Consider the following 22,315-nt stretch of genomic DNA (forward strand, 5'->3'; position numbering starts at 1 on the left):
TGGTGAAGGAGCACCGAGGAGGAGATGACCATGCTTCTGCGTACCGACCCGTTCCGCGACCTCGACCGCCTGTTCGAGCAGGTCACCGGCACCACCAATCGGCCCGCCGCGATGCACGTCGACGCCGAACGTGACGGTGACACCTTCTACGTGTACTTCGACCTTCCGGGCGTCGACCCCGACTCGATCGACGTGACCGTCGAGCGCAACGTCCTGCAGGTTCGCGCCGAGCGGCAGCGCCGCACCAGAGACAGCGCCGAGGCCGTGATCAGCGAGCGGCCGATGGGCGTCTTCAGCCGACAGCTGATCCTCGGCGACACCCTCGACACCGAGAAGTTGCAGGCCACCTACGACAACGGTGTCCTCACTCTGCAGATCCCGGTGTCCGACCGGGCCAAGCCCCGCAAGATCGCCATCAGCTCCGGCAACGGCGGGCCCCGCCAGATCAAGGGCTGACGCCTCGACCGCCGGCCGACGACCGCGCCGGCGGCCCCCGACCTCACTCCGGTCACCTCCAGAGCGGCCCGGCACCCGCGTGCCGGGCCGCGACCGAAAGCACACGCTGACCGTTCGCAAACCTCGTGGCCGTCACAGGGCCGCGTGGCGTCTGATCACCGTGATGGCGGCCTCCGGCGGCACCGGCTCACAGAACAGATACCCCTGCCCGTAGTGACAGCCGAAGCCGGCGAGCGCCTGATGCTGCTCCTCGGTCTCGACGCCTTCGGCGATCAGTTTCAGGTCGAGGCTCTGACCCATCCGCAGGATGGTCTTGACCAGCTGTTCGCTCCTGGGGTCACGACCGAGGCCACCGACGAACGACTTGTCGATCTTCAAAGCGTCGATGGGCAGCTTCGGCAGGGCCTCCAACGATGAGAAGCCGGTGCCGAAATCGTCGATGTGCAGTTCGCATCCGAGGGCGCGCAATCGGTCGAGGATCGCCCCCACCTCGTCGGGATCACGCAAGAGGACACTCTCGGTGATCTCGACCGCGAGGCTTCCAGGTGCGAGCCGATGCGTCTGCAGACAGTCGGCGATGTTGTCGACGAGATCGGGATTCCAGAATTCGCGGTCGGACAGGTTGACGGCCAGGTGAGAAGGCGATGAGTCGGGTGCCTCGAGTCGCCAGGCCGCCAGTTGCCGGCAGGCCTCCTCGACCGCCCAGAGTCCGATCGGCCGCATCAGATCGGTCTCCTCGGCCACCGACAGGAACTGGTCCGGGGTGAGCAGCCCACGACTCGGATGCCGCCAGTGCAACAACACCTCGAACGATCGGGTACGGCCGGTGCGAAGATCGATGATGGGCTGGTAATAGAGTTCGAACTCGTGTCTCTCCAGCGCTGCGCGGAGGTCGGTCTCGAACCGTAGCCGGTCGACGACCCGGGTGTGCATCGCCTCGTCGAAGATCGCGCTGGACCCCTTGTCGTGCGTCTTCGCGTAATACATGGCGATGTCCGCGTCCCGCAGCACGTCATCCGGGTTGGTGTATCGGTTGGTACCCACGGTGATACCGATACTCGCGCCCACCACCACGGTCTCGTCGTGGCTCGCCAGGTGGTACGGCTGAGACAGCACCGTCTGCAGCCGGTCCGCCGTCTCGCTCAGCATGCTCACGTCATCGACGTCCTCGACGAGGATCAGGAATTCGTCGCCGCCGAAGCGGGCCGCGGTGTCCCCCGCCGGCAACTGACCGGTGATGCGGGCGGCCACCTCGGTCAGCAGCGAGTCTCCCGCGTCGTGGCCGAGGCTGTCGTTGACCAGTTTGAAGCCGTCGAGATCCAGGAAGAGCACTCCGAAACGGGCGGTACTGCGCTGCCGGATCCGCTGAAGAGTCTCACCGAGCCGTTGCACGAACAGGGAACGGTTCGGCAGCCCGGTCAGGTGGTCGTACAGCGCGGCGATCCGGAACCGCTCCTCCTGGATACGCAGTGCGGCGAGTACCGCCTGGTGCTGAAGCGCGAACGTGAGCAGCGCCGCCCACTGATTGAGCGGTTCCCGTCCGCTGCTGACCCGATCCTCGATGCCGTCGACGACCGCGATCAACCCCCAGTCGTTGTCGTCGACTTTGACCGGCGCCACCGTCAGCACCCGTTGCGGATGCCTCCAGGTGAGTTCGAGCAGTTCAGGCGGCGGGAAGGCGGCAACCCGCAGTTGCGTGCCGAGGAGCTCGGACACCGATTCACGGTGGTCCGCGGTCTCCTCGCCGTCCCGGCAGAAGGCGCCGACCACCTCGAGCGATCGGGTGGGCCCGGCAGGCTCCTCCCGATCACGCCACAGAGCCAGACAAGCAGCCCATACGGGGGTACGGCGGAGCCAGGCCAGCCCTCGAGGGTCCTCCTCGTGACTGCGCAGCAAGCCGATACTGACCTCGTACTGCATGCTGGCCGACTTCTGCAGATAGTCCGAGTCGGCGTACTGGGCGCGGCCCTGCGCCTCCATCAGAGCCAGGATGATCTCGCCCACGTTCGTCACGGCATGCTGCCGGGCCGGATCGTCGAAGCCGAGTCCACCCACGGCGGTGATCGCGGCCGTGCGTATCCGATGCGCGATGCTGAGCAGCTCCTCCGGCCGGCCGCCGCTGAGGTCCCGGACCAGCTCGTGCCTAGCGTCACGGCTCAGCGGCCCGGTCAACATCCCGGCCAGGTCGGCCGGAAGCTGGATCTCCGGCGCGCCGTCGACACAGCCGCACGATTCTCGTACCGTCAGTCGCGTGTCGACGTAGTGGCGGTCGCCGTCGATCCGGCCGGTCCGCAACTGCTGCAACAGCAGCTGCGCGGCGCGCATGCCGAGTTCCTCGACCGGCTGTTTGATGCTGGACAGCCGCGGCGTGCAGTAGGAGGCCCCCTGCACGTCGTCGAAGCCGACGAGCGCCTGATCGCCCGGTATCGAGTAGCCCGCCGCGGTGAGTACACGCATCACGCCGAGCGCGTTCGCGTCGGTGCCGCAGATCACCGCGGTCGACGGCATGCCACGCTCGATCATCAGGCGGGCCGCCGCATCGCCGCCCTCGATCAGGTTGTCAGGCGCGGGAAACAGCAGCTCGGGGTCGGGTGTGATGCCCCGAGCCGCCAGCGCCTGAAGATATCCGTCATGCCGGAGGCGGACGTCGTCGGCGTCGAGGTAGCCGACGAATCCGATCCTTCGGTGGCCGTGCCCGATCAGATGCTCGACCGCTTCCCGAACACCCGTGGCGTTGTCCGGCAGAACCAGTTGACAGCCGATACCGGGATACTCGTGGCTGATCGTCACCACCGGTTTACCCGCCGCCCGCAGGCCCGCGAGGTAGTCGGCACGTGCCGCGTTGATGACGACGATGAATCCGTCGGCGTGATCGGTCCCGATGTGGTTGCCCGTCGACGGCGGCGAGATCACCTCGCTCTGCTCGGTGCCGGCGTCGAGTGTGTGCACGGCCAGCATGGCGGCGTCGTCACTCACGGCCACCCTGCTGATTCCGCTGAGCAGTCCGCCGAAGTACCAGCCGCCGATGAAAGGCGACAGGACGCCCAGGGTGAAAGGTCGCGACACCTGCGGTCATCCCTCTCGCTACATGCGGGTGAGGCCCATCCTCACTGCCCTTCGTCGCGGAACGCCGTCGTCTGAGGTTTTCGCGCAAGTCGCCGCTCGTGGACCCGGTGACGACCCCGGCCACACTGAGCGCTCAGGTGGGCGGCGGGCGCCGATCATCAATTGCTCGCACGCATTCCTCGTACGATGTCGCTTGATTTGACTGATCGAGCGGACTTATCCGTACAAGAATCGCTGAATTGTTTCTTGGCCTTTAACCCATCAACCGCCATTCGACCTGGACAGCGGATCAACCCGGGGTTAGGTTCCGAATAATAGGATCACCACCTTCTATCAGTTCGGCGAAGCACGCTCACACCGAGGAGGGTGCACCATGCGTGTTGTTGATTCCGCAGTCGCCCACGTGGCTGACGAACTCCCGAGCAACAGCGTCACCCGGCGGCGCCTGCTCGCCGGTAGCGGGCTGGCCAGTGCGGCACTCGCAGCGACCGGGCTACTCACGGCCTGCGGCAACGACGAGAAAGCCGTCGCCGGGGCGATCGGAAACTTCCCGAAAACGCCGAACTGGAAATTCGTCTTCATCAACCACGTCACCACCAACCCGTTCTTCACCCCCACCCAGTACGGCGCCGAGGACGCCTGCAAACTGCTCGGCTGCTCGTTCCAATGGACCGGCTCGGCCAACTCGGTGGTGGCCGAGATGGTCAACGCGACCAACACCGCGATCAGCGGCAAAGCCGACGGCCTGGCCGTCGCAGTGGTGGACAAGACCGCCTTCAAAACACCGCTGGACAACGCACTCGACGCCGGCATCCCGGTCGTGTCGTACAACGCCGACGGCGCCCGCGAGGATCCCGGCACCAACCGGCTGGCCTATATCGGGCAAGGACTGTTCGAATCCGGATACGCCCTCGGGCAGCGAGCACTGACCCAGGTGCAGTCGGGCGAGGTGGCCGGTTTCATCGCCACTCCCGGTCAGCTCAACATCCAACCCCGCATCGACGGCGCCCAGCAGGCGTTCACCGACGCCGGCGGCGCGGTGAAGTTCACCGCCGTCGCCACGAACGCCGACATCACCAAAGGGCTTTCCATCATCGACGCGTACGCCCAAGGGCACCCCGGACTCGCCGGTCTCCTCGCGGTCGACGCCGGTTCGACCCAGTCGATCGGCCAGGTGGTCAAGAAGTACGACCTGCGCAGCAAGGGACTGAAGGTCGCCGGCGGTTTCGACCTGATCCCCGAGACCCTCGCCTCGATCAAATCCGGAGACCTCGACTACACCATCGACCAGCAGCCCTACCTGCAGGGCTTCCTGCCGGTGCTCTACCTGTACCTCTACAAGATATCCGGCGGACTGCTGTCACCACCGCAGACCAACACCGGTCTGCTGTTCGTCACCAAGGACAACGTCTCCCCATATCAGAACACCCAGACCCGGTACGAGGGCTCGACCACCGACGTGAAGCTCGTCGAACGGTCCGGCCCGATTGCCCACCCGTGACCACCCTGATGTCGGCCCCACGCCGGGCCGGCTCCGTGCTGGTGCGCTGGCGTGAGGCGAGCGTCCTGATCGTCGCGCTCGCCATGGCCGTCTACTTCCAGACCGCCAACGAGGTCTTCCTCACCCACGACAACCTGCGCAACATCGCCCAGGCCACCGCACCGACCGCCATCGTCGCCGTAGGTATCGTGCTGCTGCTGGTCAGCGGGGAGATCGACCTGTCCGTCGGGGTGGTGGCCGCGCTCGCGCCCTTTCTCGTGCACTACGCCGTCGACTTCTACGGCGTACCGGTCGTACCGGCACTGCTGCTGGCCTTCGCCGTCTCCGCCGGCATCGGATTCTGCAACGGCTTCATCGTCACCAAGCTGAAGGTGCCGTCCCTGGTCGCCACGCTAGGCAGCTTCTACGTCCTGCTCGGCGTGCTGCTCACCACGTCGAACGCCTACCCGGCACAGATTCCCGAATCCGCGAAGGGCCGGATCCAGCAGATCTTCGGAGCCGCCGACTGGGCGTCGCTGACCTGGTGCCTGGTCGTCGTCATGTTCTTCCACATCGTGCTGACCCGCACCCGCTGGGGCCTGCACACCATCTCCGTCGGCGGCAATCCGGTCGGTGCCACCGAAGCCGGCATCCGCGTCGACCGCATCAAGATCGGAAACTTCATGATCGCGAGTACGCTCGGAGCGCTCGCCGGGCTACTGGAGGCCTTCCGGATCAACAGCATCGACCCGAACATCGGCGGCGGCACCGCCCTGGTCTTCACCGCCATCTCCGCGGCCGTCATCGGCGGCACCGCACTGGCCGGCGGTTCCGGCACGGTCATCGGCGCACTGCTGGGCGCGCTCATCCTCGCCGAGCTGCAGAACGGCTTCAACCTGATCGGTGTCAGCGCCAACCCGTTCCAGCTGATCCTGGGCGGCGCGATCCTGATCTCGATGATCGCGAACCAGTACCTGTCCCGGCTCCGCCGCACCGGAGGCGCATGATGACGGCCGAACCCGCAGCCGCCCTACGGGTCGAACACGTGGCCAAGCGATTCGGCGCGCTCACCGCGCTGCGCGACGTCAACCTGCGCCTGAACAAGGGTGAGGTGCTCGGCCTGATCGGCGACAACGGCGCCGGCAAGTCCACCCTGATCAAGATCCTCTGCGGATTCCACCGCCCGGACTCCGGCCGGATCAGCGTCAACGGGCAACAGGTCGTCCTGCGCAGTGTCGACCACGCCCGCTCCCTCGGCATCGACACCGTCTATCAGGGACTGGCGCTGGTCAACGAGTTGACCGTCTACCACAACATGTTCCTCAACCGGGAGCTGCGCATCGGCCCGCTGCTCAACAACCGGGCCATGCGCCGACTCGCCCAGCAACACCTCGCCGACATGGGCGTCGGGATAGCCGACGTGGGAGCCCAGGTCGCCAAGCTCTCCGGCGGACAGCGCCAAGCCGTGGCGGTGGCCCGAGCGGTCTACTCCGACGCCCGGATCCTGCTGCTCGACGAACCACTCGCCGCCATGGGCGCCAAGGAGGGTGCCCTGATCCTCGACCTGATCCGCGACCTACGCGACCGCGGTGACGTGTCGGTCATCATCATCGCCCACAACTACGCGCAGGTCCTCGACGTCTGCGACCGGGTCAACCTGCTCCAGCACGGCACCATCACCTTCGACCGCCCCACCGCCGAAGTGTCGCTCGAGGAACTGACCGAACTGGTCGTCGCCGAATACCGCAACCGCCGCCGACCCGCGTGACCTGCGCGCCGTCAGAGTACCCAGGTCCAGATCGTGCCGTCCCAGTGGCCGGAGACGACCGTGGGCCTACCGCCGAAGCTGCTGATAGCGATGGACTGCGCGGCCGTAGTCGGGCCGGTGAGACCGGCACCGTAGGGGCGACCGGTGGCGAGATCCCAGAGACGGATGGAGCTGTCGTCGCTGCCGGCGACCGCGACGGTCCGGCCGTACACCTCACCGATCACGACCGCCTTGACGGCCTTGGGAAGGGCGGCGAGCACCCGGCCGACAGGTGGCGAGAGGCCGAGCAACCAAAGGCGAAGCTCGCCGTCCTCACCGCCCGACACCGCGACCGGCTGTCCGCCCACGGTGCCGACGGCCATCGCCCAGACCGGGCCGTCATGGGTACCCAGCACCTGGATGAGACGTTCGCCGCTGACGTCCCAGAGGCGGATCCGGCCGTCGCCGCTGCCGGTGACCGCTGTCGTCTTGTCGCCGATGGTGCCGACCGCGATGCTGTTGACCGCCTCATCGAGTTTCTCCCCGAGAATACGCCCGGTGAGTTGAGGTTTCGTGGGGTCCCAGATCCGTACCGTTCCGTCGGCGGAGGCGGTCACGGCGACCGCCCTGCCGCCGACGGCACCGAGCGCGACGCCGTTGATCCCGCCGCTGACCACGTCGGTCGTGGGGGTACTCGTCGGTGGGTCGTCGGTGAGGTTCCACACCCGGAGGGTGCCGTCGACACTGGCGGATACGGCCATCGTGTCGTGCAGCGCGATCGAGTACACCGGACGGTGGTGCCCCTGGATCGGGCCGCTGCGTGGCACCCCCGTGACCGGGTTCAACAGCTGGACGGTGCCGTCGTCGCCCCCGACGACGGCCAGCGGCTCGCCCTTGAGCATGCCGACGGCCACCGACCAGACGGTGTCACCCGCGGGCCTCAGCGGCCGACCGGCGGTGACGTACGACCCGTCAGTGCCGGCCGGCGTCGGCGGCGGATCCGGTGGCAAGGTCCCCCACTGCGCGATCCCGGTCACGTACCGCGAGGCAGCAGCAACACCGACCACCCCCAGGCCCACCACGGCCGTCTTCGCCAGCAGCAGCCGACGTGGCAGGAGTACCAGATCATCGTGAGGATCGGGCTCGCCCATCACGTCGCCGAGAAGGATGTCACCATCGCGCACCTCGGATGCGAGCGCGCCGACGGTCGCCGACCCCGACTCGCCCCGCCGTGCCCGGCACTCGCCCGATGGCACGGAAAGCCCCTGACTTCGGGCCCCGAACCCCGACTGAGAGGACATCGACAGCTCACGGCTGTGCCACCACCGATGGGCCGCGGAAACGGCCATCGCCAGACCGAGCGCCACCACGGCGGCGGGCACTCCGAGTACAGCGTCACCGAACCGGCCCTCGTCGAGGATCGCGGTGATCCCCAGCATCAACCCGACGACGGAAACGGAAGCACCGAACACAGCCAGCAGCAGCACGAGGCGACGACCGAAGATCCGCGCTCCCTCACGAACACCCGCCTGAACCGGCAATCTCCCGGTGGGCCCCAGGATCCTCTCGAAACGCGTCATGATCAATCGCGGCCCGTCGCCCACATCTGCCGAACCGACTTGATCACATCGACGGTGATGTAGCAGGCGACGATGGCGAACGTCGAGACATCTCCGAAGATCCCGACCGCTTGAATCCACAACGGTGCGTCGAAATAGTCCAACGCCAGTTTCTGGCCGGCCGACAGCGCCGCCCAGATGGCGAGGAAGAGTAGGTCGAGCGCGGCGTTGAGGACCTGTTGCCCCAGCAGAGCCAACCGCTGGCCCGCATCCTTACGCAGTAGCCGCGCAGGCGAGACAGGATCTTGCAGCGCCGTGGCCTTCGCCGCGGACTCGGCTTGCGCACTCATCGTGCGGATCTCCTTGCACGCGACGAACCCGTGCAGAGGCTACGGAATCGAATGCCGGAAAGACATTTTCAGCCGAGGATTCCACCGTGCGAGTGCATTCTTTCGGTCTTCCGGGCACACCGACGATGACGATCCGAAGTGGCAGGTGCGCTAGCCGATCTCGGTTGTCGCGATGAGAAGCGAAGCCATACGATCCGGCCATGGCAGACCTCGCGACCGTCCGCGAATGGAACGACGACGAGGGCTGGGGAGTCATCGACTCTCCGTCGACCCCCGGTGGCTGCTGGGCCCACTTCAGTCACGCGGCGGTGGCCGGGGCCGTCACCTTCACGACGGGTGCCCCCGTTCTCCTGGAGTGGGAATCGCCGGGCCAGGACGGGTATCCGTACCGCGCCGTGCGTTTCTGGCCTTCGGGGTCCGAACCGGTCGACAGGGCAAACCGACCGGGTAACGGCGGCGCCTACCGCAGTGTCCTCACGATCTCGTTCGACCGAGACCACGATCAGTAGAAGCGACCGAGACCACGATCAGTAGAAGACGGTCACCCGCGGCGGCAGTTCGGGGAACGCGGCCTGCATGGCGCCGACCAGGCATTGGCCGAAGTCCTGGGTCACCGTCGCTTGGCTGACATAGTCGCCGTACGTGACCTCCGCGCCGTGTGCGGTGACGCCCTGCCGGTGCAGGCAGGCGACCGCGTCGTCGCGTAGGCGGGGATGCAGCGACGGCTGGTGGCTGCCGAGGTAGGCCGGCTCGACCGTACCCAGCTTCGCCTTCCGGTCGCATCCGGCGAGCCGCCTGTTGTATTCGTCCGGTCGGCCGTCGGAGGGCACGACGACGTCACGCAGGAGCATGCGCTGGTCCAACGGGCTGACAGCGGGCCCGGAGACCTGATAGCCGAAGTCCTTCATGCACTCCAGAAACGTCGTCACCGCGTCGCGATACATCGCCTCCGTCGCGGTCACCGGCGCGGCATGACCCTCCGCGCCGGCGCAGCGGGCGAAGAGGGCGACGATCAGGGCCAGCGCCGCAGCGCAGACGAACGTCATCCTCAGCCGTTTCATCAGTTCAGGCCGCCCATTCGTTTCAGATGACCGTCGGGCTGCAGGAGTTGCAACCCCAGTGGATGCTCCCGACGGCGTTGAAATTGCTGAGCTGCGTGTACGCGGAATCCCTGCTGCCGTAGACGCGGGGCGACTGATACCCGTCGTTCGCGCGCATGGCCACCGACAGGATGCCCTGGCAGCTGCCACCGTCCTTCGCCGTCTGTGCCCAGAAATTGCCGTTGCTGCCGCCGTTGGAGACGACATTCGTGCCGCAGGAGCGGTAGACGGTCAGGAATCGGTTGATGTCGGCGTGCGCCGGGGCGGCGAAGACCACTGTCGTGCCGAACACGACACCGACGGTGACACCGACCAGTTTCTTCATGATCATTTTCGAGACCCTTCAGGCTTGCCGGACGTCACGTCCAGGACGAATCGCAGGAATTGCAGCCCCAGTGAATGCCGTAGTGAGCGTTGAAGTTCCAGAGCTCCGTGTACGCCGACTGCCGGGTGCCGTACACGCGAGGCGACCGGTAGTTGTCCGAGGCCTGCATCGCCACCGACAGCGTCCCGTCGCAGTTCCCGCTGACCTTCTCCGTCTGCGCCCAGAAATGGCCGTTCCCACCGCCGCTGGAGATGTAGTTCGACCCGCAGGAACGCTGCACCGTCCGATTGCCGCCGACCGCCAGCGCCGGCGCGGGAGCAGCGAGAACCGCACCCAACGCCGCGGTCACCGCGGCGCACATCACGATGGATCCACGATTTCGTCTCTTCACATCTCGTCCCCGTTCGATGATCGGCCGCGCGCCTCACGCGGACTCGTTCGTTCAGCGTGGTCGACACGTCACCGGGACGACAGGAACGCCACCGGCAGCTCACCGGCAGCTTCGCCCGAACCGACGGCATCAAGCGACGACGCCCGAGCGAGCCCTACCATGCCCGGGTGACTGACGATCTCTCGCTGGCTCCGTTCCGCATCCACACCGTCGATGACGGATCACACCAGCTCTGGCTCTTCGACGGCGATATGGAAGAGGTCGCAGACGTCTTCGAGGATCGCGACGCCGAAAGCAACGGACACGGATGGGAGAGCTTCGCCAGGTGGCTGCTCGAAGCCGAGATGCCCGACAGCGCCGAGCGGATCTGGTTCGGCTCCGAGAGCGGCACCTTCGTGGCCGGGAGCTCCGACCGGACAGCGCTACGCCGGCTCGCCGAGCGCCTACACACCGCCTTCCACGACCGCCCACTACTGGCACGACTCGTCACCGAGGCCGAACTCGACTGAACGGCTCCGGCGTCGCCGGCGGACGGTGGCGCGACCCTGGTGGTCACGTCGCCGTCCGGACGTCCTCTCGCCTGCTTCGGACGTAGTCCCGGTATTCCTCGCCGACCACAGCGTGGTTGACCCAGCGGTCGGGGCGGGCGCCGGCCAGACGCTCGGCGAGCGACATCGCTTCCACCTCGTCCTCCGTCACGCCCAACTCCCGACCTTCACCGGCATACTCCTCGTCGACCGGGTCGACCGACATGAGGTTGGGCAGGTCACCTACCTGGCCGTCGTCAGGGTCCTGCACGGTGTGAACCGAGATGCGGTATCGCCCGTCGCCCGGGCTGATCTCCACCCACCGGATGACGGGCTCGCCGTCGATCTGCGCACCGCCGAGGAACTGTTCGATGCCGTTGCCACGACGCAGAGCGCCTACGGCGAACTGTCGGGTGAGGTGGCGCATCCGGAAAGCGTAGTGCTGAGCGGCTCGACTGTTGACCTCGAAGATCACCACAGCTCGGCGGTTCTGTCACTCAGCCGCTCTCGTGTCCTCTTCGGTCGTTTCTTCGGCGAGCAGGCTTCGTAGTATCTCCATGTCGACGATGTCCTTCTGCCGCCATGGCCGGCCGTGGCGCAGGCGCGGAAACTGCTCCTTCATCGCGAGCATCCCGGCGAGACTCATGGCCAGGACGGGTGTGCCGTCGAGCATCACGGGCACGTCGTCGAAGGATCCGGACGGAAACCGCCAATCCGCAAACCGCCCGAGCGGCTGATCGAATGATCGATCCGGCCGACGGTCGAAGTAGGCGGTGCTGAACGGCGTCCCGTCGAGGACGAACTCACAGGCCTCCTCCGGGGGCTGCGTCGCCAGAGCCGTACCGCCGATCCCTTCGATCAACGCTTTTGACTGCTCGGCGTGGACACGTTCGACCCAGAACTCCACGTCGCCGTGCTCGCGCGTGATCCGGCCGATCCTCGCGTCGAGTCCCCAGCCACCGAACAGCCACGCCGAAATGCCTGCAGGTTCTACGACCGCGACGACCTCGCGGATGACCTGCAACTGCGCCCGGGCCTTCGCGTCCATGGACCGATCCTGTCACGCGGTTCGATCGTCGAGTCGGGATCGGCCTGTCAACGGCCGGACGTTCGGCCGGGGAGATCAGTGGATATGGTGCGGCATGCTGATCAACGGGATGCCCGAACCGATCAAGGGAGTCATCTTCGACTTCCACGGCACGCTGGTCACGGGCGGCGACGCCGGTCGGTGGATCGACGCCGCCTTTCGCCATCTGGCGGTGAACGGCGGCCCGACGCCGGATCTGAGTGCCGACCAGCTCACCGGCCTGCGTGATCACCTGGACCGGATCTGGCAGCACGCCCACACGATCGACCCGGGAAGCGAGCGCGATCTCAGCCACGATCGTCACCGGGAGGTCTTCCGAGAAACCGTCGCTCTACGTCCCGAGGTCACACCCGATCTGATCGCCGCACTGTACGCGGTGATGCCGGATCAGTGGGCGCCCTTCGACGACACCCTGCCGGTGCTTCGCGAGCTGAAGTCACGCGGTGTCAGGATCGTGGTGCTGTCCAACATCGGGATCGACATTCGTCCGCACCTCGACCGGGCCGGGTTGGGCGCTCTGCTCGACGGGGTGATTCTGTCCTTCGAGGTGGGGCTGGTGAAGCCGGATCCGGCCATCTTCGCCCAGGCGCTGGAGTCGCTCGGCGTCGCGGGCGGCCAGACGTTGATGGTGGGCGACAGTCCCCGAGACGATGTCGGCGGGGCTTCGCTGCAGATTCGAACATTGATCCTGCCGCGTACGGAGGGCCCGGTTCACGGCCTGGGCATGGTCGTCCAGATGATCGGGGACGACGTCGGCGATCCGCGGTCTTCGTCCCATTAGTCCGTGCGGTGGTACAGGGTGGGTCCACCGGGCGCGGCCGCGAGGTTACGGTCGGACCCATGACCCTACGACGGACGCCCGACCCCACGGTCGGCGCGGAGATTCGTGCGCGCCGCCTGCTGCGGGGCTGGAGTGTTCGGTTCGCCGCCAGCAGGGCCGGTATCTCGCATGCCACGTGGAGCCGCATCGAACGAGGGTTGCAGACGGCCGACAACCGTTTCATGCTGGCCGGTATCGCCGGTGCGCTGGAGTGCACTCCGGCCGAGTTGGCCGGGGCCGTCGTGCCGGCCCCGGACCGGCTGACCGCAGCGGGCCGGGCCGGGGTGCTCGGCCTGCGGACGGCCCTGGTCGACATCGATCTGGCCGAGCCGCCCGCCGGGTCGGCGCCGCCGATCGCCGATCTTCGCGGGAGAGTCGCTCTGGTGGGCGCCCGGTATCGGGCGTGCGACTACGCGGGCGCGGCGAATCTGCTTCCGGATCTGCTGCGTCACCTGCACACCGAGACGGCCGGGCCGCATCCTCGGGAGGCGCTGCGGTTGCTCTGCGAGGCGACCCATACCGCCTCGTCGGTGCTGCGGGGTCTCGGATATGCGTCGGACGCGTGGCTGGGCGCGCAGCGGTGCCGGGACGCGGCGGACGCGGCCGGCGATCCGGTGCTTCAGGGGCATGCGGCGTACGTGTTGGCCAGCGCGGCGATCGCCTGTGGCTCGCACCAGCGGGGGCAGACACTCGCCGAGCGTGCGGTGGACGATCTGCGCCGGCACGTGGCCCGGTCCGGTGGGTTGGAGGTGCTCGGATCGTTGTGTCTGGTCGCCGCGCTGGCGAGCCGGTTCCGGCAGCGGTTCGACGACAGCCGGGATTGGCTGATGGAGGCGTCCGGTCTGGCGCGGCGCACCGGTGAGACCGACACGATGGGCATGTTCTTCGGCCCCACCAACGTGAACATCTGGCGGATGAGCATCGAGGTCGAAGGCGGCGACCCGGTTCGGGTCGTGGAGATCGCCCGGCAGACTGACTCGGCGGCGATTCCGGTCGGGGTGCGGCAGGTCTTCTACTACGCCGACACCGCGCGGGCCCTGGCCGGTATCGGCGGCCGCGACGGTGAGGCGATCCGTTTCCTGCTGATCGCGGAACGGGTTGCGCCGCAGCACGTGCGCACCTGCCCTGAGCTGGCCGCCACCGTTCGGCTTCTGCTGGATCGTTCGCGACGGCAGACGGGCGGCGCCGAGGTGCGGGCCCTCTACGAACGCATGCAATTGAACTGATCGGCGGCGGATCATGTCGACGCGTGCCGCGTCTGGCGTTGACGTCGTGGATCGCCAGGCGAGCCGCCGTTACTGTGCGTGACAGCCGCAAAGCCTAAAGTTCTTCGTCGTCGACGGCAGCAACCGCGCGGGGCCATCGCGTTCAGAGGGAGGAACAGTTCCCCCGCCCCGAGGAGTCACCGCAATGGCGATCAGCCGCCGCAAGCTCGAACTGGTGGGCGCCATGGCCGCCGTCGTGGTCGTCGCCGCCGGCATCGGCATCAGCACCGCGAACGCCGGCACCCGCGGCCCCTGGCACAGCGCCGAACCGACCAGGAGCACTCCGACCAGGGCCGTCACCACTCCCCCCGCACCGGCCGTCACCTCGCCCACGCCGAAACCGGGCACGTCACGCCCGGCCACCGCCACCGCGTCCACGACCTCACCCGCCGCGGCGTCCCCGGCCGTGTCGGTCTCGGCCACGACCGGCACGAACGCGGGCACCTGGACACCGCCGCCGGCCGACGCGACGTTCGACTATCAGATCGGCGGGGCCTACCCGCCGCCGGCCGGGGTGACCGTGGTCAGCCGCGACAGCGAGGCGGCACCGGCCGCCGGGCTCTACAACATCTGCTACCTCAACGCGTTCCAGGCTCAGCCCGGCGCCGAGTCGTGGTGGCAGACCAACCACCCGGACCTGTTGCTCCGCGACAGCAACGGCGACCTCGTGATCGACGAGGACTGGAACGAGCCGATGCTCGACTTCTCCACCGCAGCCAAACGCACCGCCCTGACCGGCATCGTCGGCGCCTGGATGGACCGGTGCGCGGCCAAGGGATTCCAGGCCGTGGAGCCCGACAACCTCGACTCGTACACCCGGTCCGAAGGTCTTCTGACCCAGAGCCAGGCGATCGCGTACGCCACCTCGCTGGCCACCCGCGCACACAGCAGGGGCCTGGCGGTCGGGCAGAAGAACACCGCCGACCTGAGCAGCGCGAACGCCAAGAAGATCGGGTTCGACTTCGCCGTGGCCGAGGAGTGCGCCGACTACGACGAGTGTGACGCGTACACCAGCTCGTACGGCGACAATGTGATCGTGATCGAGTATTCGCGCAGCGGCTTCGCCAAGGCGTGCGGCTCCCACGGCGACCGCCTGTCGGTCGTGCTACGCGACGTCGACGTCACCATCGCCGGGTCGAAGTCGTACGCCTATCAGGCCTGCTGAACCGCTGTCCCGATTCCGCAACGCCCCGACACCTCCGACGCCCGCCAGGCGTCCGGAGGTGTCCGGCGTCGAGGCGAACAGGCCACGATGACCACCGATTTCGATGAGTTCGTGCAGGGCCGAGGCCGGGCACTGCTCAGATTCGCGTACGTACTCTCCGGCGACGCGCACCTCGCCGAGGACCTCGTGCAGGAGGTGCTGGCCCGGCTGCACCGCCGCTGGGACCGGATCACCGCGATGGACAACGCCGAGGCGTACGTCCGGACCTCGATCGTGCGGCAGTTCCTGTCCTGGCGGCGGCGACGGGCGTACCGGGAAGCGGTCCTGGCCGACGTGCCGGAACCGGCGCCCTCGGACGCACCCGAGCACCGGCTTCTGGCCCGGGACCAGATGTGGCAGCTGCTGCGCGGCCTGCCCCGCGCCCAGCGGGCCGTACTGGTGCTGCGGTTCTACTGCGACCTGCCGGACGAGGAGATCGCCGCTCTGCTGGGCGTCGGCAAGTCGACGGTGCGTTCGCAGGCGACCCGCGCGCTCGCCCAGATGCGCACCATCTTGAGCCAGACAGGAGCCGGTGTCGATGGATGACCTGAATCGCATGCTCGCCGAGAGCATGCACGACGCGGCCGGACACGCCCCGTCCGACGCCGGGCTGCTCGATGCGGTGCACGGGCGGTCCCGCCGATACCGCCGACGCCGGCTGGTCACCGTCACGGCGACGGCGGCCGCCGCCGTCGTCGTGGCCGCCGGCATTCCGGTCCTGGTTCGACTGACCGGCCGGCCGGAGCCCGTCCTGCCGCCGGCGGCTTCGGTACCGGCGGGGCCGGTACCGCCGTCCGGCCCGATTCGGTCGTCGGCGCCGAGTGGTACTCCCCCCACCCCCGCTTCGTCGGCGCCGACGTCGAACGGAACGTCAGCGACCGGCACCGTGAAGCTGACCTCGGGGTGGACGGCGCCGGTGTTCCCGTACACGCTGCCGGCTTCCGACGGACTGAGGGCCCCGGTCGCGTCGGTGACCGGCGGAAACGTGAGCGCCTTCTTCGAGGCCACCGAGGACGAGCACCACGCGGACGTCACGATCACCGTCTCGACGCTCGCTCCCGCGTTCACCACCGCCGCAACCGAGACCACGGAGCAGGTACGCGGACACGTCGGCACCCTGCGGACCGTCGACGTGTCACCGGCCAGGCAACTCACCCTCTACTGGCAGGAGTCGCCGAGCCGGTGGATTCAACTCGCCACCGATGACACGTACACGCCGGAGCAGGTGGTGGCGCTGGCCGACGCGATGACGGGCTCGTCCATCGCCGTACTGCCGCCTTTCGACCTCGACCTGAGCCCGAGCGGGCTGCGGACCGACACGGTCACGGCATCCCGGATGATCTTCACGGCACCCGGGGGCGGCGAGTTCCGTACGGTGCTGCGCAAACGACGGCAGCTCACCGGCGTCAACCAGAAGGTCGCCGGACACGACGCCGTGCTGACCCGCCGAACCGGCCGGGTGACCCTGTCGGTCGACGTCCCCGACTGGAACGCGACCCTGCAGATCACCGTCGGCGACGGCCTGACGATCAACGACGACGATCTTCTGCGGTACGCCGCGGGCGTGCACGTTCTGAACCGCTCCGATCCGGAGTGACCAGGCGCCCTCAGGTGTAGTAGGAACTGAGATCGTCGTCGGTGACACCGCCGCCCTCCGGGTACGCGACGCCCAGCTCCTGGAAGAACACGTGCGCGAGCAGCTCGGTGTGGTGGTAGTAGATCATCGCGGCGCGCAGGGACGGGAACTCGCTCGGGCGCTCCTTCAGGTTCTCCAGCGCCTGGTGCAGGTAGCCGACCATCCGGTGCCACTGTCCCGAGTAACGCTGGTCCTCGTGGGTGCGGTCCTGGTCGGTGTGCTTCGTCGCGTTCATGATCCGGGCGGCGACAGCGTCGGCGTAGGCGGTGACATGCCGGGTCATCGCGGCTTCGCTGACCACCGTTACCGCATCCGGGCCTGCTGCGGCGCCGGCCCGTACCACCTCGATCGCATGGCCGTTGACCTCGTTGACGGCGCCGTCCCGCTCGATGCGGAACAGGGCGACACCGATCTCGTCGGCCGCCTCGACCGCCGCGGCGGTGTATCCGGACGTCGAGTAGAACAGGTGGTTCGCGGTCAGCGGCCGGGTGCCGCGCAACTGCTGCACCGCCGGCGCCCCGACCGGCAGCGCGGGCATCTTGACCTGCGCCACCGCGCCGGAGGCGGTGACGTCCAACCCGCCGTCCCGGCCGGGCGGGGTGGTCTCGGCGTCCTGGAATCCGAGGCCGCGCATGTGGACGCACGCGATCTCCTCCGCGGTACGCCAGTCGGTGGGCAGCGACGGTCGGACCGGTTCGGCCGGCCGGGTCGCGGCGGCGGCGAGGAACGCGGCGGCGTCCGGCATCGGCGGTACGGCGTCCGCCTCCGGAAGACGACGGATGTACGCGCCGGCGCCCTCCTCGAGGATCTTCTCGTCCACGCCGTCGCGCTCGTCGAAGAAGACCTTCATGGTGAACGGGCGCCCATCCGAGGTTCGCAGCGTGGCGGCCCGCCCGATGTCCGGCCGTGACGTCGCGAGTGCGGTGGACACGGTGATGCCCCCATCCGCCGGTCCGGGCGCGAGCACGACTTCGCCCTCGTGGCGGTCGATGAGGATCCAGCCCCGCAGCGTACGCACCGCGACGACCGGTTCGGCGTCGTCCAGCTTCCAGTCCGCCGCGTCCATCAGGTCGGTCTCGTCGGTGGCGACCGCGTCCGCGATCAACTCGACATGGTCTCCCGGTTCCAGAGCGGCGAGCAGGGCGCGACCCGACGTTTCGCTGATCCCTTGCGGTTGTCGTCGGGCGCAATAGCGGCGGTACGCCCACACGGTCCGCGCGTCGTCGTGCAGGAAGTCCGCCGCGGCCTCCTGCGAGGTCGCGTCGATCGGAGTCACTCCGGCCGGCGTCGGCTCGTCAGGTGCGGCTGTCGAGGCCGGCAGGTGCTCCGGTCCCGGTGACGGCTCGGCCGAAGCCGGCGGGTCGCCGACCGGCAGGGCGGTGTGCTCGGCAGCGAGCGGCTGGGCCGAAGCCGGCGGGTCGTCGACCGGCAGGGCGGTGCGCACGGCAGCGGGTGTCTCGGCGGGGCGCCGACGCTCGTACCTGATCCGCAGAGCGGTGATCGACAACAGGACGGCGCCGAGCGTACCCATGCCGAGGACCGTCTCCCTCTCGTCGTCGGACAGGCCCGCGGACCCGGAGGGACTCAAGGCCGTCTCCGAGGCGCCGAAGGCGCAGACGAGGCCGATCAGGCCGGTCGTCAGCGCGAGGTTGGACGGGCCGGGCAGCGCGGCGGTGGGATCGGCGCGGTACCGCCCGCGACGCAGACGCCACCAGTGGATCAGCAGCACTCCGCTGCCGCCGAAGATGAGCAGGTCCAGCACCCGGGCGACGGGATGGGTGATGTGTCCGGCGGCCTGGTGGGTGACGGCGAGGACGAGCAGGGCCACGCCGACGGCGAGCCGCCCGTTCCCGGGTCCGCGTGGCTTCGGTGCGCTGGTGGTGGCCTGCTCGGGCCCGGTCGGCGCGCTCAAGGATGTCCTTCCGACGAATCGTCAGATGATCTTGAGCAGTCGTCCTTCCATCGGTGTGGCCGGGGCGTCCGTCTGTGACGTAGACGCCCTGGCCATCCGGACGTTCCGGACCGAGAGCACCGAAAAGTCACGGCGCTGCCGGGTGCGGATCCCCGACGGCGCCGGACTCGGGGTCAGCTCAGCAGCGCCTGACGTAGCTGGAACGGCATCTCGCGGACCTTGCTCTTGGCCGGCGCCTGGACCGTCACCGGGACCCCGAAATCCGAATAGTTCGTCGTCACCGTGCCGCCGCCGCTCGACTCGCTGCGTGCACCCGCCTCGACGACCAGTTCGGTGAGCCGCCCCTGATCGTCGACCCGGGCCGTGAACGGAACCTGCTCGGCGGCCGGGCCGGGCGAGGCCGGTGCCGCGGTGCTCCCGGCCGAGACTGTTCCCAGGTCGAGCACTCCCTTGAAGCTGCCGGCGCCGACCTTCTCCGCCTTCACCATGCCGCCGAGGAAGGTCTGGGCGTCGACGATCTTACGAGGATTCAGCGGGCTGTCGGCGGGCACGTCCGACGCATCCAGGTGCAACCAATCGCCCTTGCCGAGGCCGAGACCGGCTGCCTCCGGCCCGACGATCTGCAGGTAGAAGTCGGCGCCGACCAGCAGCAACCGCAACTCCCGGTTCCCGCCCGCCTTACCGGCTTTCATGGTCAGATCGGCCCGACCCTTCTTCGCGTCGGCGACGCCGGACACGTCCATGGCGCCGGGCATCGTGACCGCGACCCTGAGCGACTGCTCCTCGAGCTTCTTCGCCGCGGCGGTCAGCTCGGCCGCCCCGTCGATCGGCGCGGTCGAACCCCAGGACGGGCCGGGCTCGGCACCGTCGTCCCCGCTGCAGCCGCCGACAGCGAACACGGTGGCCACCACCAGGCCGGCGACGGCGAACGGACGCATTCTCATACGGTGCTCCAGAGATCCAGGACGACGGAGCACCACGATATCGAGCCGGTCCGAGGTCGCCACCCACCTACCCGGGGACCCATCGCCATCGCACGCTGAACGGCGCCCGACCTGTGGCCTGAGTCACTTCCCGTCGGGGCCTTTCGCATCCCCGCCGTCCACTGCGACCGGCTGATGTACCACGAGTCGCGAACGGCGGCCCGCGAAGGCCTCTCGCAGCGCCCGGGCGTCGTAGTTCTTTCGGGCGAACAGGCCCGCTCGATCGACGTGGACGACGAGCACGTCGTGGCGGTCGATGACCTCCGAGATCCCCCTCGCCTGAATCGTGTCGCGCCAGGCGTCGACGTTTCGCCCGAACCAGGCCGGAAGCCCGCACGGGCCGGACACGGCGTCCCAGAAGTCGTCGAGCGTCTCGATCCTGCTGCCTCGCAGGTCGACGACCAGATCCTCGGCCACGTCACTCCCTCATCTTGATGTCCGGACTCCATTGACGGGGTTCACCGTAGCCTCGCGTCGGAGCATTCGGCCCGCCCGGACTCGTCCGCTGTGAGCGGGAGTGCACCATGGAGCGATGGCAGATCAGCAGCCGTGGGGCGACGCGGCACAGTGGTACCCGGACATCGTTGCGCTCGGGTCCGCCACCGACGCCTGGCAGGCCGAATTCGACCGGCGCGGGGCGCCGTTTCGGGTTCGCTCCCAGAACCCGACGAAGCCACGGACGGCGACCGTCGACAATGGCGAACGGACCGCGTATCTGAACCTCAGCCCGCGGATGCGCAGGATCACTCTCGGTCTGCGCCTGGAGCGAACCGTCATGCTCAGCGGTCACGCACCGGATCTGGCCGTCGCCGCCGACGCGGCCCACGCCTGGCTGGCCGGTGCACGACCACCTGACGTCGCGGCCACTCGGCCGTTCCTCGGGTCCGTCGCCCTGGCGACGGCACGAGAGCGCGGCGATCACCGCGAGGCCGGTTGGCTGCGCCTGTACGAGAATCACCGCGAGGAACGAGTGGAGACACGACTGCAGCCTTTCGTCGCACTGGCCTTCCAGGAGCCGCGGCTACGTCGGCTGCACCCCTACACCAGTGTCTGGACCCTGCGTTTCAGCACCACCTCGACCTGGCCCTACTCCGGGTCCTACCCCACGGTCACCCCGACCACCACGCCCGGCCGATACGTGGTGAAAACCAGTGACGGCCGCACCGCCGACGAGACGGACGCGGTCGACGCACTCGCACTCGTCCTGGCCGGAATCCCGCGGTGACGTGCGGATCCGGGCGTCCCCGCGGGGTTCCGGCGCGCCGACCCGGACGACGTCGCCGATGACAGGCCGGGACCCGCGAGCTTCTGACCTCCGCGGGTGCGCTCATCGGTCGGAGGCCCGGGCGCGGATCTCGCGGACCACCGTGGGCCAGATCTCCCGGGGCAGGTCGTGGCCGGTGCCGGGCAGTTCGACGTAGCGTGCGCCCGGCACGGACGCGGCGATGCGCCGGCCGGCGGCGGTGCGGCCCAGCGGGTCCTGTTCGCCGTGCAGCACCAGTGTCGGCACGCGCAGCTCGCGCAGGCGCGGGCCGTGCCAGGTGGCGCTGACCTGCCGGGCCTGGGCGCGGCTGTCGCGGACGCCGCTGGGCAGCCCGGCGTCGAGTTCGCGTTCCACCCGGAGGCGGGCGTCCCGCTCGTCGAACGGGTAGCCGGGTGAGGCGACCGCCCGTAGCAGGTCCAGGCCGGCCGCCACGTCGCCGTCGCGACCCGCGGGGTGGCGCATGCGCGCCAGACGGGCCAGGAAGGGCAGGCGCACGTAGCGCAGGACGGCGGCGCCGCGGACGTCGCTGGGAATCGCGGCGAACGTGGTCATGGTGTGCACCCGGTCCGGGTGGCGCAGCGCGGTGCGCTGGGCGACCAGGCCGCCCTGGGAGATGCCGAAGAGGTGGGCGCGCGGCCAGCCGAGTACGTCCAGGACGGCGACGGTGTCGTCGGTCATGTCCTCGGCGGTGTAGGCGGGCGGCCGGCGGCGGAACAACGCGGACACCGGGTCACCGACCGGGACGTCGTCGAAGTGGGTGGAGCCGCCGGTGTCGCGGCCGTCGAAGCAGGCCACGTGGAAGCCGGCGTCGATCAGTGCGCTGACCAAGCCGTCGGGCCAGTAGAAGCGGGAGACGCCGAGCCCCATGATCAGCAGCAGCGGGTCGCCGCCCGCGCCGCCGAGGTCGTCGACGGCGAGGTGCACGTCACCGTTGCGTGCGGTGTGCGCGATGCGGGTCATCTCCATCTCCTTACATCGGGAACAGCGTTCGCGAACACCGTAACCGAAATAGCGAACGGGATGCAATCGATGGACTCGTGGTGCAGGAAGAACAGCAGCGTGCCGTCAACCTCCCCCGATGCCCTGCTCGAGGGCCGCACGGCGGAGGCGTTGTCGATGATCTATGGCCGCGCCTGGTGCCAC

Annotated in this window: 24 protein-coding genes; 12 read left to right on the plus strand and 12 right to left on the minus strand. The window is 68.6% G+C overall.

The window, feature by feature from the left end; all coding sequences use genetic code 11:
* Window positions 1-30: 30 nt before the first annotated feature.
* Window positions 31-456, plus strand: coding sequence for an Hsp20/alpha crystallin family protein (locus Q0Z83_RS21620; RefSeq protein WP_317795774.1), 426 nt, complete (start codon window positions 31-33; stop codon window positions 454-456).
* A gap of 132 nt (window positions 457-588) precedes the next feature.
* On the opposite strand, the gene Q0Z83_RS21625 is transcribed toward Q0Z83_RS21620, so the two are convergent.
* Window positions 589-3,522, minus strand: coding sequence for an EAL domain-containing protein (locus Q0Z83_RS21625; RefSeq protein WP_317795775.1), 2,934 nt, complete (start codon window positions 3,520-3,522; stop codon window positions 589-591).
* A gap of 373 nt (window positions 3,523-3,895) precedes the next feature.
* Here Q0Z83_RS21625 and Q0Z83_RS21630 point away from each other — a divergent pair, with 373 nt between their 5' ends.
* Genes Q0Z83_RS21630 through Q0Z83_RS21640 form a run of 3 tightly spaced genes read left to right on the plus strand, consistent with a single transcriptional unit; the run spans window position 3,896 to window position 6,770 of the window.
* Complete coding sequence (locus Q0Z83_RS21630) at window positions 3,896-5,023, plus strand: sugar ABC transporter substrate-binding protein (protein ID WP_317795776.1); 1,128 nt, start codon at window positions 3,896-3,898, stop codon at window positions 5,021-5,023.
* A complete protein-coding gene (locus Q0Z83_RS21635) occupies window positions 5,020-6,009 on the plus strand; it encodes an ABC transporter permease (RefSeq protein ID WP_317795777.1) in 990 nt (329 codons plus the stop codon). The genes Q0Z83_RS21630 and Q0Z83_RS21635 overlap by 4 nt, the downstream gene beginning before the upstream one ends.
* Window positions 6,009-6,770: an ATP-binding cassette domain-containing protein gene (locus Q0Z83_RS21640; RefSeq protein ID WP_317795778.1), complete on the plus strand. Its 762-nt coding sequence runs from the start codon at window positions 6,009-6,011 to the stop codon at window positions 6,768-6,770. Before Q0Z83_RS21635 ends, Q0Z83_RS21640 begins: the two co-directional genes overlap by 1 nt.
* Before the next feature lie 11 nt (window positions 6,771-6,781).
* Here Q0Z83_RS21640 and Q0Z83_RS21645 read toward each other — a convergent pair whose 3' ends face one another.
* Together Q0Z83_RS21645 and Q0Z83_RS21650 are read right to left on the minus strand one after the other, a co-directional pair.
* Window positions 6,782-8,236 carry a WD40 repeat domain-containing protein gene (locus Q0Z83_RS21645; RefSeq protein WP_317795779.1) on the minus strand — a complete coding sequence of 485 codons (1,455 nt, stop codon included), beginning with the start codon at window positions 8,234-8,236 and terminating at the stop codon, window positions 6,782-6,784.
* Window positions 8,237-8,331: 95 nt separating this feature from the next.
* On the minus strand, window positions 8,332-8,658 hold the full coding sequence (locus Q0Z83_RS21650; RefSeq protein WP_317795780.1) for a hypothetical protein: 327 nt from the start codon (window positions 8,656-8,658) through the stop codon (window positions 8,332-8,334).
* Window positions 8,659-8,858: 200 nt separating this feature from the next.
* On the opposite strand from Q0Z83_RS21650, the gene Q0Z83_RS21655 reads away from it, so the two are divergent.
* On the plus strand, window positions 8,859-9,167 hold the full coding sequence (locus Q0Z83_RS21655) for a cold shock domain-containing protein (RefSeq protein WP_317795781.1): 309 nt from the start codon (window positions 8,859-8,861) through the stop codon (window positions 9,165-9,167).
* Between the two features lie 18 nt (window positions 9,168-9,185).
* Here the strand turns inward: Q0Z83_RS21655 and Q0Z83_RS21660 are convergent, their stop codons facing one another.
* Genes Q0Z83_RS21660 through Q0Z83_RS21670 form a run of 3 tightly spaced genes read right to left on the minus strand, consistent with a single transcriptional unit; the run spans window position 9,186 to window position 10,474 of the window.
* Window positions 9,186-9,719: a hypothetical protein gene (locus Q0Z83_RS21660; protein ID WP_317795782.1), complete on the minus strand. Its 534-nt coding sequence runs from the start codon at window positions 9,717-9,719 to the stop codon at window positions 9,186-9,188.
* Between the two features lie 22 nt (window positions 9,720-9,741).
* Window positions 9,742-10,089, minus strand: a complete 348-nt coding sequence (locus Q0Z83_RS21665; protein ID WP_317795783.1) for a hypothetical protein — start codon at window positions 10,087-10,089, stop codon at window positions 9,742-9,744.
* Window positions 10,090-10,117: 28 nt separating this feature from the next.
* Complete coding sequence (locus Q0Z83_RS21670; RefSeq protein ID WP_317795784.1) at window positions 10,118-10,474, minus strand: hypothetical protein; 357 nt, start codon at window positions 10,472-10,474, stop codon at window positions 10,118-10,120.
* A gap of 167 nt (window positions 10,475-10,641) precedes the next feature.
* Here Q0Z83_RS21670 and Q0Z83_RS21675 point away from each other — a divergent pair, with 167 nt between their 5' ends.
* A complete protein-coding gene (locus Q0Z83_RS21675; protein ID WP_317795785.1) occupies window positions 10,642-10,983 on the plus strand; it encodes an Imm51 family immunity protein in 342 nt (113 codons plus the stop codon).
* 43 nt (window positions 10,984-11,026) lie between these two features.
* On the opposite strand, the gene Q0Z83_RS21680 is transcribed toward Q0Z83_RS21675, so the two are convergent.
* Together Q0Z83_RS21680 and Q0Z83_RS21685 are read right to left on the minus strand one after the other, a co-directional pair.
* On the minus strand, window positions 11,027-11,428 hold the full coding sequence (locus Q0Z83_RS21680) for a hypothetical protein (protein ID WP_317795786.1): 402 nt from the start codon (window positions 11,426-11,428) through the stop codon (window positions 11,027-11,029).
* Between the two features lie 66 nt (window positions 11,429-11,494).
* Window positions 11,495-12,049, minus strand: a complete 555-nt coding sequence (locus Q0Z83_RS21685; RefSeq protein WP_317795787.1) for a nucleotidyltransferase domain-containing protein — start codon at window positions 12,047-12,049, stop codon at window positions 11,495-11,497.
* A 94-nt stretch (window positions 12,050-12,143) separates the two neighbouring features.
* On the opposite strand from Q0Z83_RS21685, the gene Q0Z83_RS21690 reads away from it, so the two are divergent.
* The 5 genes from Q0Z83_RS21690 to Q0Z83_RS21710 all read left to right on the plus strand — a co-directional run bounded on the left by Q0Z83_RS21690 (window position 12,144) and on the right by Q0Z83_RS21710 (window position 16,974).
* The gene (locus tag Q0Z83_RS21690) at window positions 12,144-12,869 is read left to right on the plus strand and encodes an HAD family hydrolase (protein ID WP_317795788.1); all 726 of its coding nucleotides are present in this window, start codon (window positions 12,144-12,146) and stop codon (window positions 12,867-12,869) included.
* 59 nt (window positions 12,870-12,928) lie between these two features.
* Window positions 12,929-14,134, plus strand: a complete 1,206-nt coding sequence (locus tag Q0Z83_RS21695) for a helix-turn-helix domain-containing protein (RefSeq protein WP_317795789.1) — start codon at window positions 12,929-12,931, stop codon at window positions 14,132-14,134.
* 184 nt (window positions 14,135-14,318) lie between these two features.
* The gene (locus Q0Z83_RS21700) at window positions 14,319-15,338 is read left to right on the plus strand and encodes an endo alpha-1,4 polygalactosaminidase (protein ID WP_317795790.1); all 1,020 of its coding nucleotides are present in this window, start codon (window positions 14,319-14,321) and stop codon (window positions 15,336-15,338) included.
* A gap of 87 nt (window positions 15,339-15,425) precedes the next feature.
* The gene (locus Q0Z83_RS21705; RefSeq protein WP_317795791.1) at window positions 15,426-15,923 is read left to right on the plus strand and encodes a SigE family RNA polymerase sigma factor; all 498 of its coding nucleotides are present in this window, start codon (window positions 15,426-15,428) and stop codon (window positions 15,921-15,923) included.
* The gene (locus tag Q0Z83_RS21710) at window positions 15,916-16,974 is read left to right on the plus strand and encodes a hypothetical protein (protein WP_317795792.1); all 1,059 of its coding nucleotides are present in this window, start codon (window positions 15,916-15,918) and stop codon (window positions 16,972-16,974) included. Before Q0Z83_RS21705 ends, Q0Z83_RS21710 begins: the two co-directional genes overlap by 8 nt.
* A 10-nt stretch (window positions 16,975-16,984) precedes the next feature.
* Here the strand turns inward: Q0Z83_RS21710 and Q0Z83_RS21715 are convergent, their stop codons facing one another.
* The 3 genes from Q0Z83_RS21715 to Q0Z83_RS21725 all read right to left on the minus strand — a co-directional run bounded on the left by Q0Z83_RS21715 (window position 16,985) and on the right by Q0Z83_RS21725 (window position 20,325).
* On the minus strand, window positions 16,985-18,925 hold the full coding sequence (locus tag Q0Z83_RS21715) for a restriction endonuclease (protein ID WP_317795793.1): 1,941 nt from the start codon (window positions 18,923-18,925) through the stop codon (window positions 16,985-16,987).
* Window positions 18,926-19,098: 173 nt separating this feature from the next.
* On the minus strand, window positions 19,099-19,863 hold the full coding sequence (locus tag Q0Z83_RS21720) for a hypothetical protein (RefSeq protein WP_317795794.1): 765 nt from the start codon (window positions 19,861-19,863) through the stop codon (window positions 19,099-19,101).
* Between the two features lie 129 nt (window positions 19,864-19,992).
* Complete coding sequence (locus tag Q0Z83_RS21725; protein WP_317795795.1) at window positions 19,993-20,325, minus strand: barstar family protein; 333 nt, start codon at window positions 20,323-20,325, stop codon at window positions 19,993-19,995.
* Window positions 20,326-20,440: 115 nt separating this feature from the next.
* On the opposite strand from Q0Z83_RS21725, the gene Q0Z83_RS21730 reads away from it, so the two are divergent.
* The gene (locus Q0Z83_RS21730; RefSeq protein WP_317795796.1) at window positions 20,441-21,133 is read left to right on the plus strand and encodes a DUF6193 family natural product biosynthesis protein; all 693 of its coding nucleotides are present in this window, start codon (window positions 20,441-20,443) and stop codon (window positions 21,131-21,133) included.
* 102 nt (window positions 21,134-21,235) lie between these two features.
* On the opposite strand, the gene Q0Z83_RS21735 is transcribed toward Q0Z83_RS21730, so the two are convergent.
* Window positions 21,236-22,132: an alpha/beta fold hydrolase gene (locus Q0Z83_RS21735; RefSeq protein WP_317795797.1), complete on the minus strand. Its 897-nt coding sequence runs from the start codon at window positions 22,130-22,132 to the stop codon at window positions 21,236-21,238.
* Window positions 22,133-22,315 lie beyond the last annotated feature (183 nt).

Source organism: Actinoplanes sichuanensis (genome assembly GCF_033097365.1).
GTDB lineage: Bacteria > Actinomycetota > Actinomycetes > Mycobacteriales > Micromonosporaceae > Actinoplanes > Actinoplanes sichuanensis.

Coding starts and splice junctions, on each gene's coding strand:
- Q0Z83_RS21620 (WP_317795774.1), top strand. CDS start 31: ATGCTTCTGCGTACCGACCCGTTCCGCGACCTCGACCGCCTGTTCGAG.
- Q0Z83_RS21630 (WP_317795776.1), top strand. CDS start 3,896: ATGCGTGTTGTTGATTCCGCAGTCGCCCACGTGGCTGACGAACTCCCG.
- Q0Z83_RS21640 (WP_317795778.1), top strand. CDS start 6,009: ATGACGGCCGAACCCGCAGCCGCCCTACGGGTCGAACACGTGGCCAAG.
- Q0Z83_RS21650 (WP_317795780.1), bottom strand. CDS start 8,658: ATGAGTGCGCAAGCCGAGTCCGCGGCGAAGGCCACGGCGCTGCAAGAT.
- Q0Z83_RS21655 (WP_317795781.1), top strand. CDS start 8,859: ATGGCAGACCTCGCGACCGTCCGCGAATGGAACGACGACGAGGGCTGG.
- Q0Z83_RS21660 (WP_317795782.1), bottom strand. CDS start 9,719: ATGAAACGGCTGAGGATGACGTTCGTCTGCGCTGCGGCGCTGGCCCTG.
- Q0Z83_RS21665 (WP_317795783.1), bottom strand. CDS start 10,089: ATGATCATGAAGAAACTGGTCGGTGTCACCGTCGGTGTCGTGTTCGGC.
- Q0Z83_RS21680 (WP_317795786.1), bottom strand. CDS start 11,428: ATGCGCCACCTCACCCGACAGTTCGCCGTAGGCGCTCTGCGTCGTGGC.
- Q0Z83_RS21685 (WP_317795787.1), bottom strand. CDS start 12,049: ATGGACGCGAAGGCCCGGGCGCAGTTGCAGGTCATCCGCGAGGTCGTC.
- Q0Z83_RS21690 (WP_317795788.1), top strand. CDS start 12,144: ATGCTGATCAACGGGATGCCCGAACCGATCAAGGGAGTCATCTTCGAC.
- Q0Z83_RS21695 (WP_317795789.1), top strand. CDS start 12,929: ATGACCCTACGACGGACGCCCGACCCCACGGTCGGCGCGGAGATTCGT.
- Q0Z83_RS21700 (WP_317795790.1), top strand. CDS start 14,319: ATGGCGATCAGCCGCCGCAAGCTCGAACTGGTGGGCGCCATGGCCGCC.
- Q0Z83_RS21705 (WP_317795791.1), top strand. CDS start 15,426: ATGACCACCGATTTCGATGAGTTCGTGCAGGGCCGAGGCCGGGCACTG.
- Q0Z83_RS21710 (WP_317795792.1), top strand. CDS start 15,916: ATGGATGACCTGAATCGCATGCTCGCCGAGAGCATGCACGACGCGGCC.
- Q0Z83_RS21720 (WP_317795794.1), bottom strand. CDS start 19,863: ATGCGTCCGTTCGCCGTCGCCGGCCTGGTGGTGGCCACCGTGTTCGCT.
- Q0Z83_RS21730 (WP_317795796.1), top strand. CDS start 20,441: ATGGCAGATCAGCAGCCGTGGGGCGACGCGGCACAGTGGTACCCGGAC.
- Q0Z83_RS21735 (WP_317795797.1), bottom strand. CDS start 22,132: ATGACCCGCATCGCGCACACCGCACGCAACGGTGACGTGCACCTCGCC.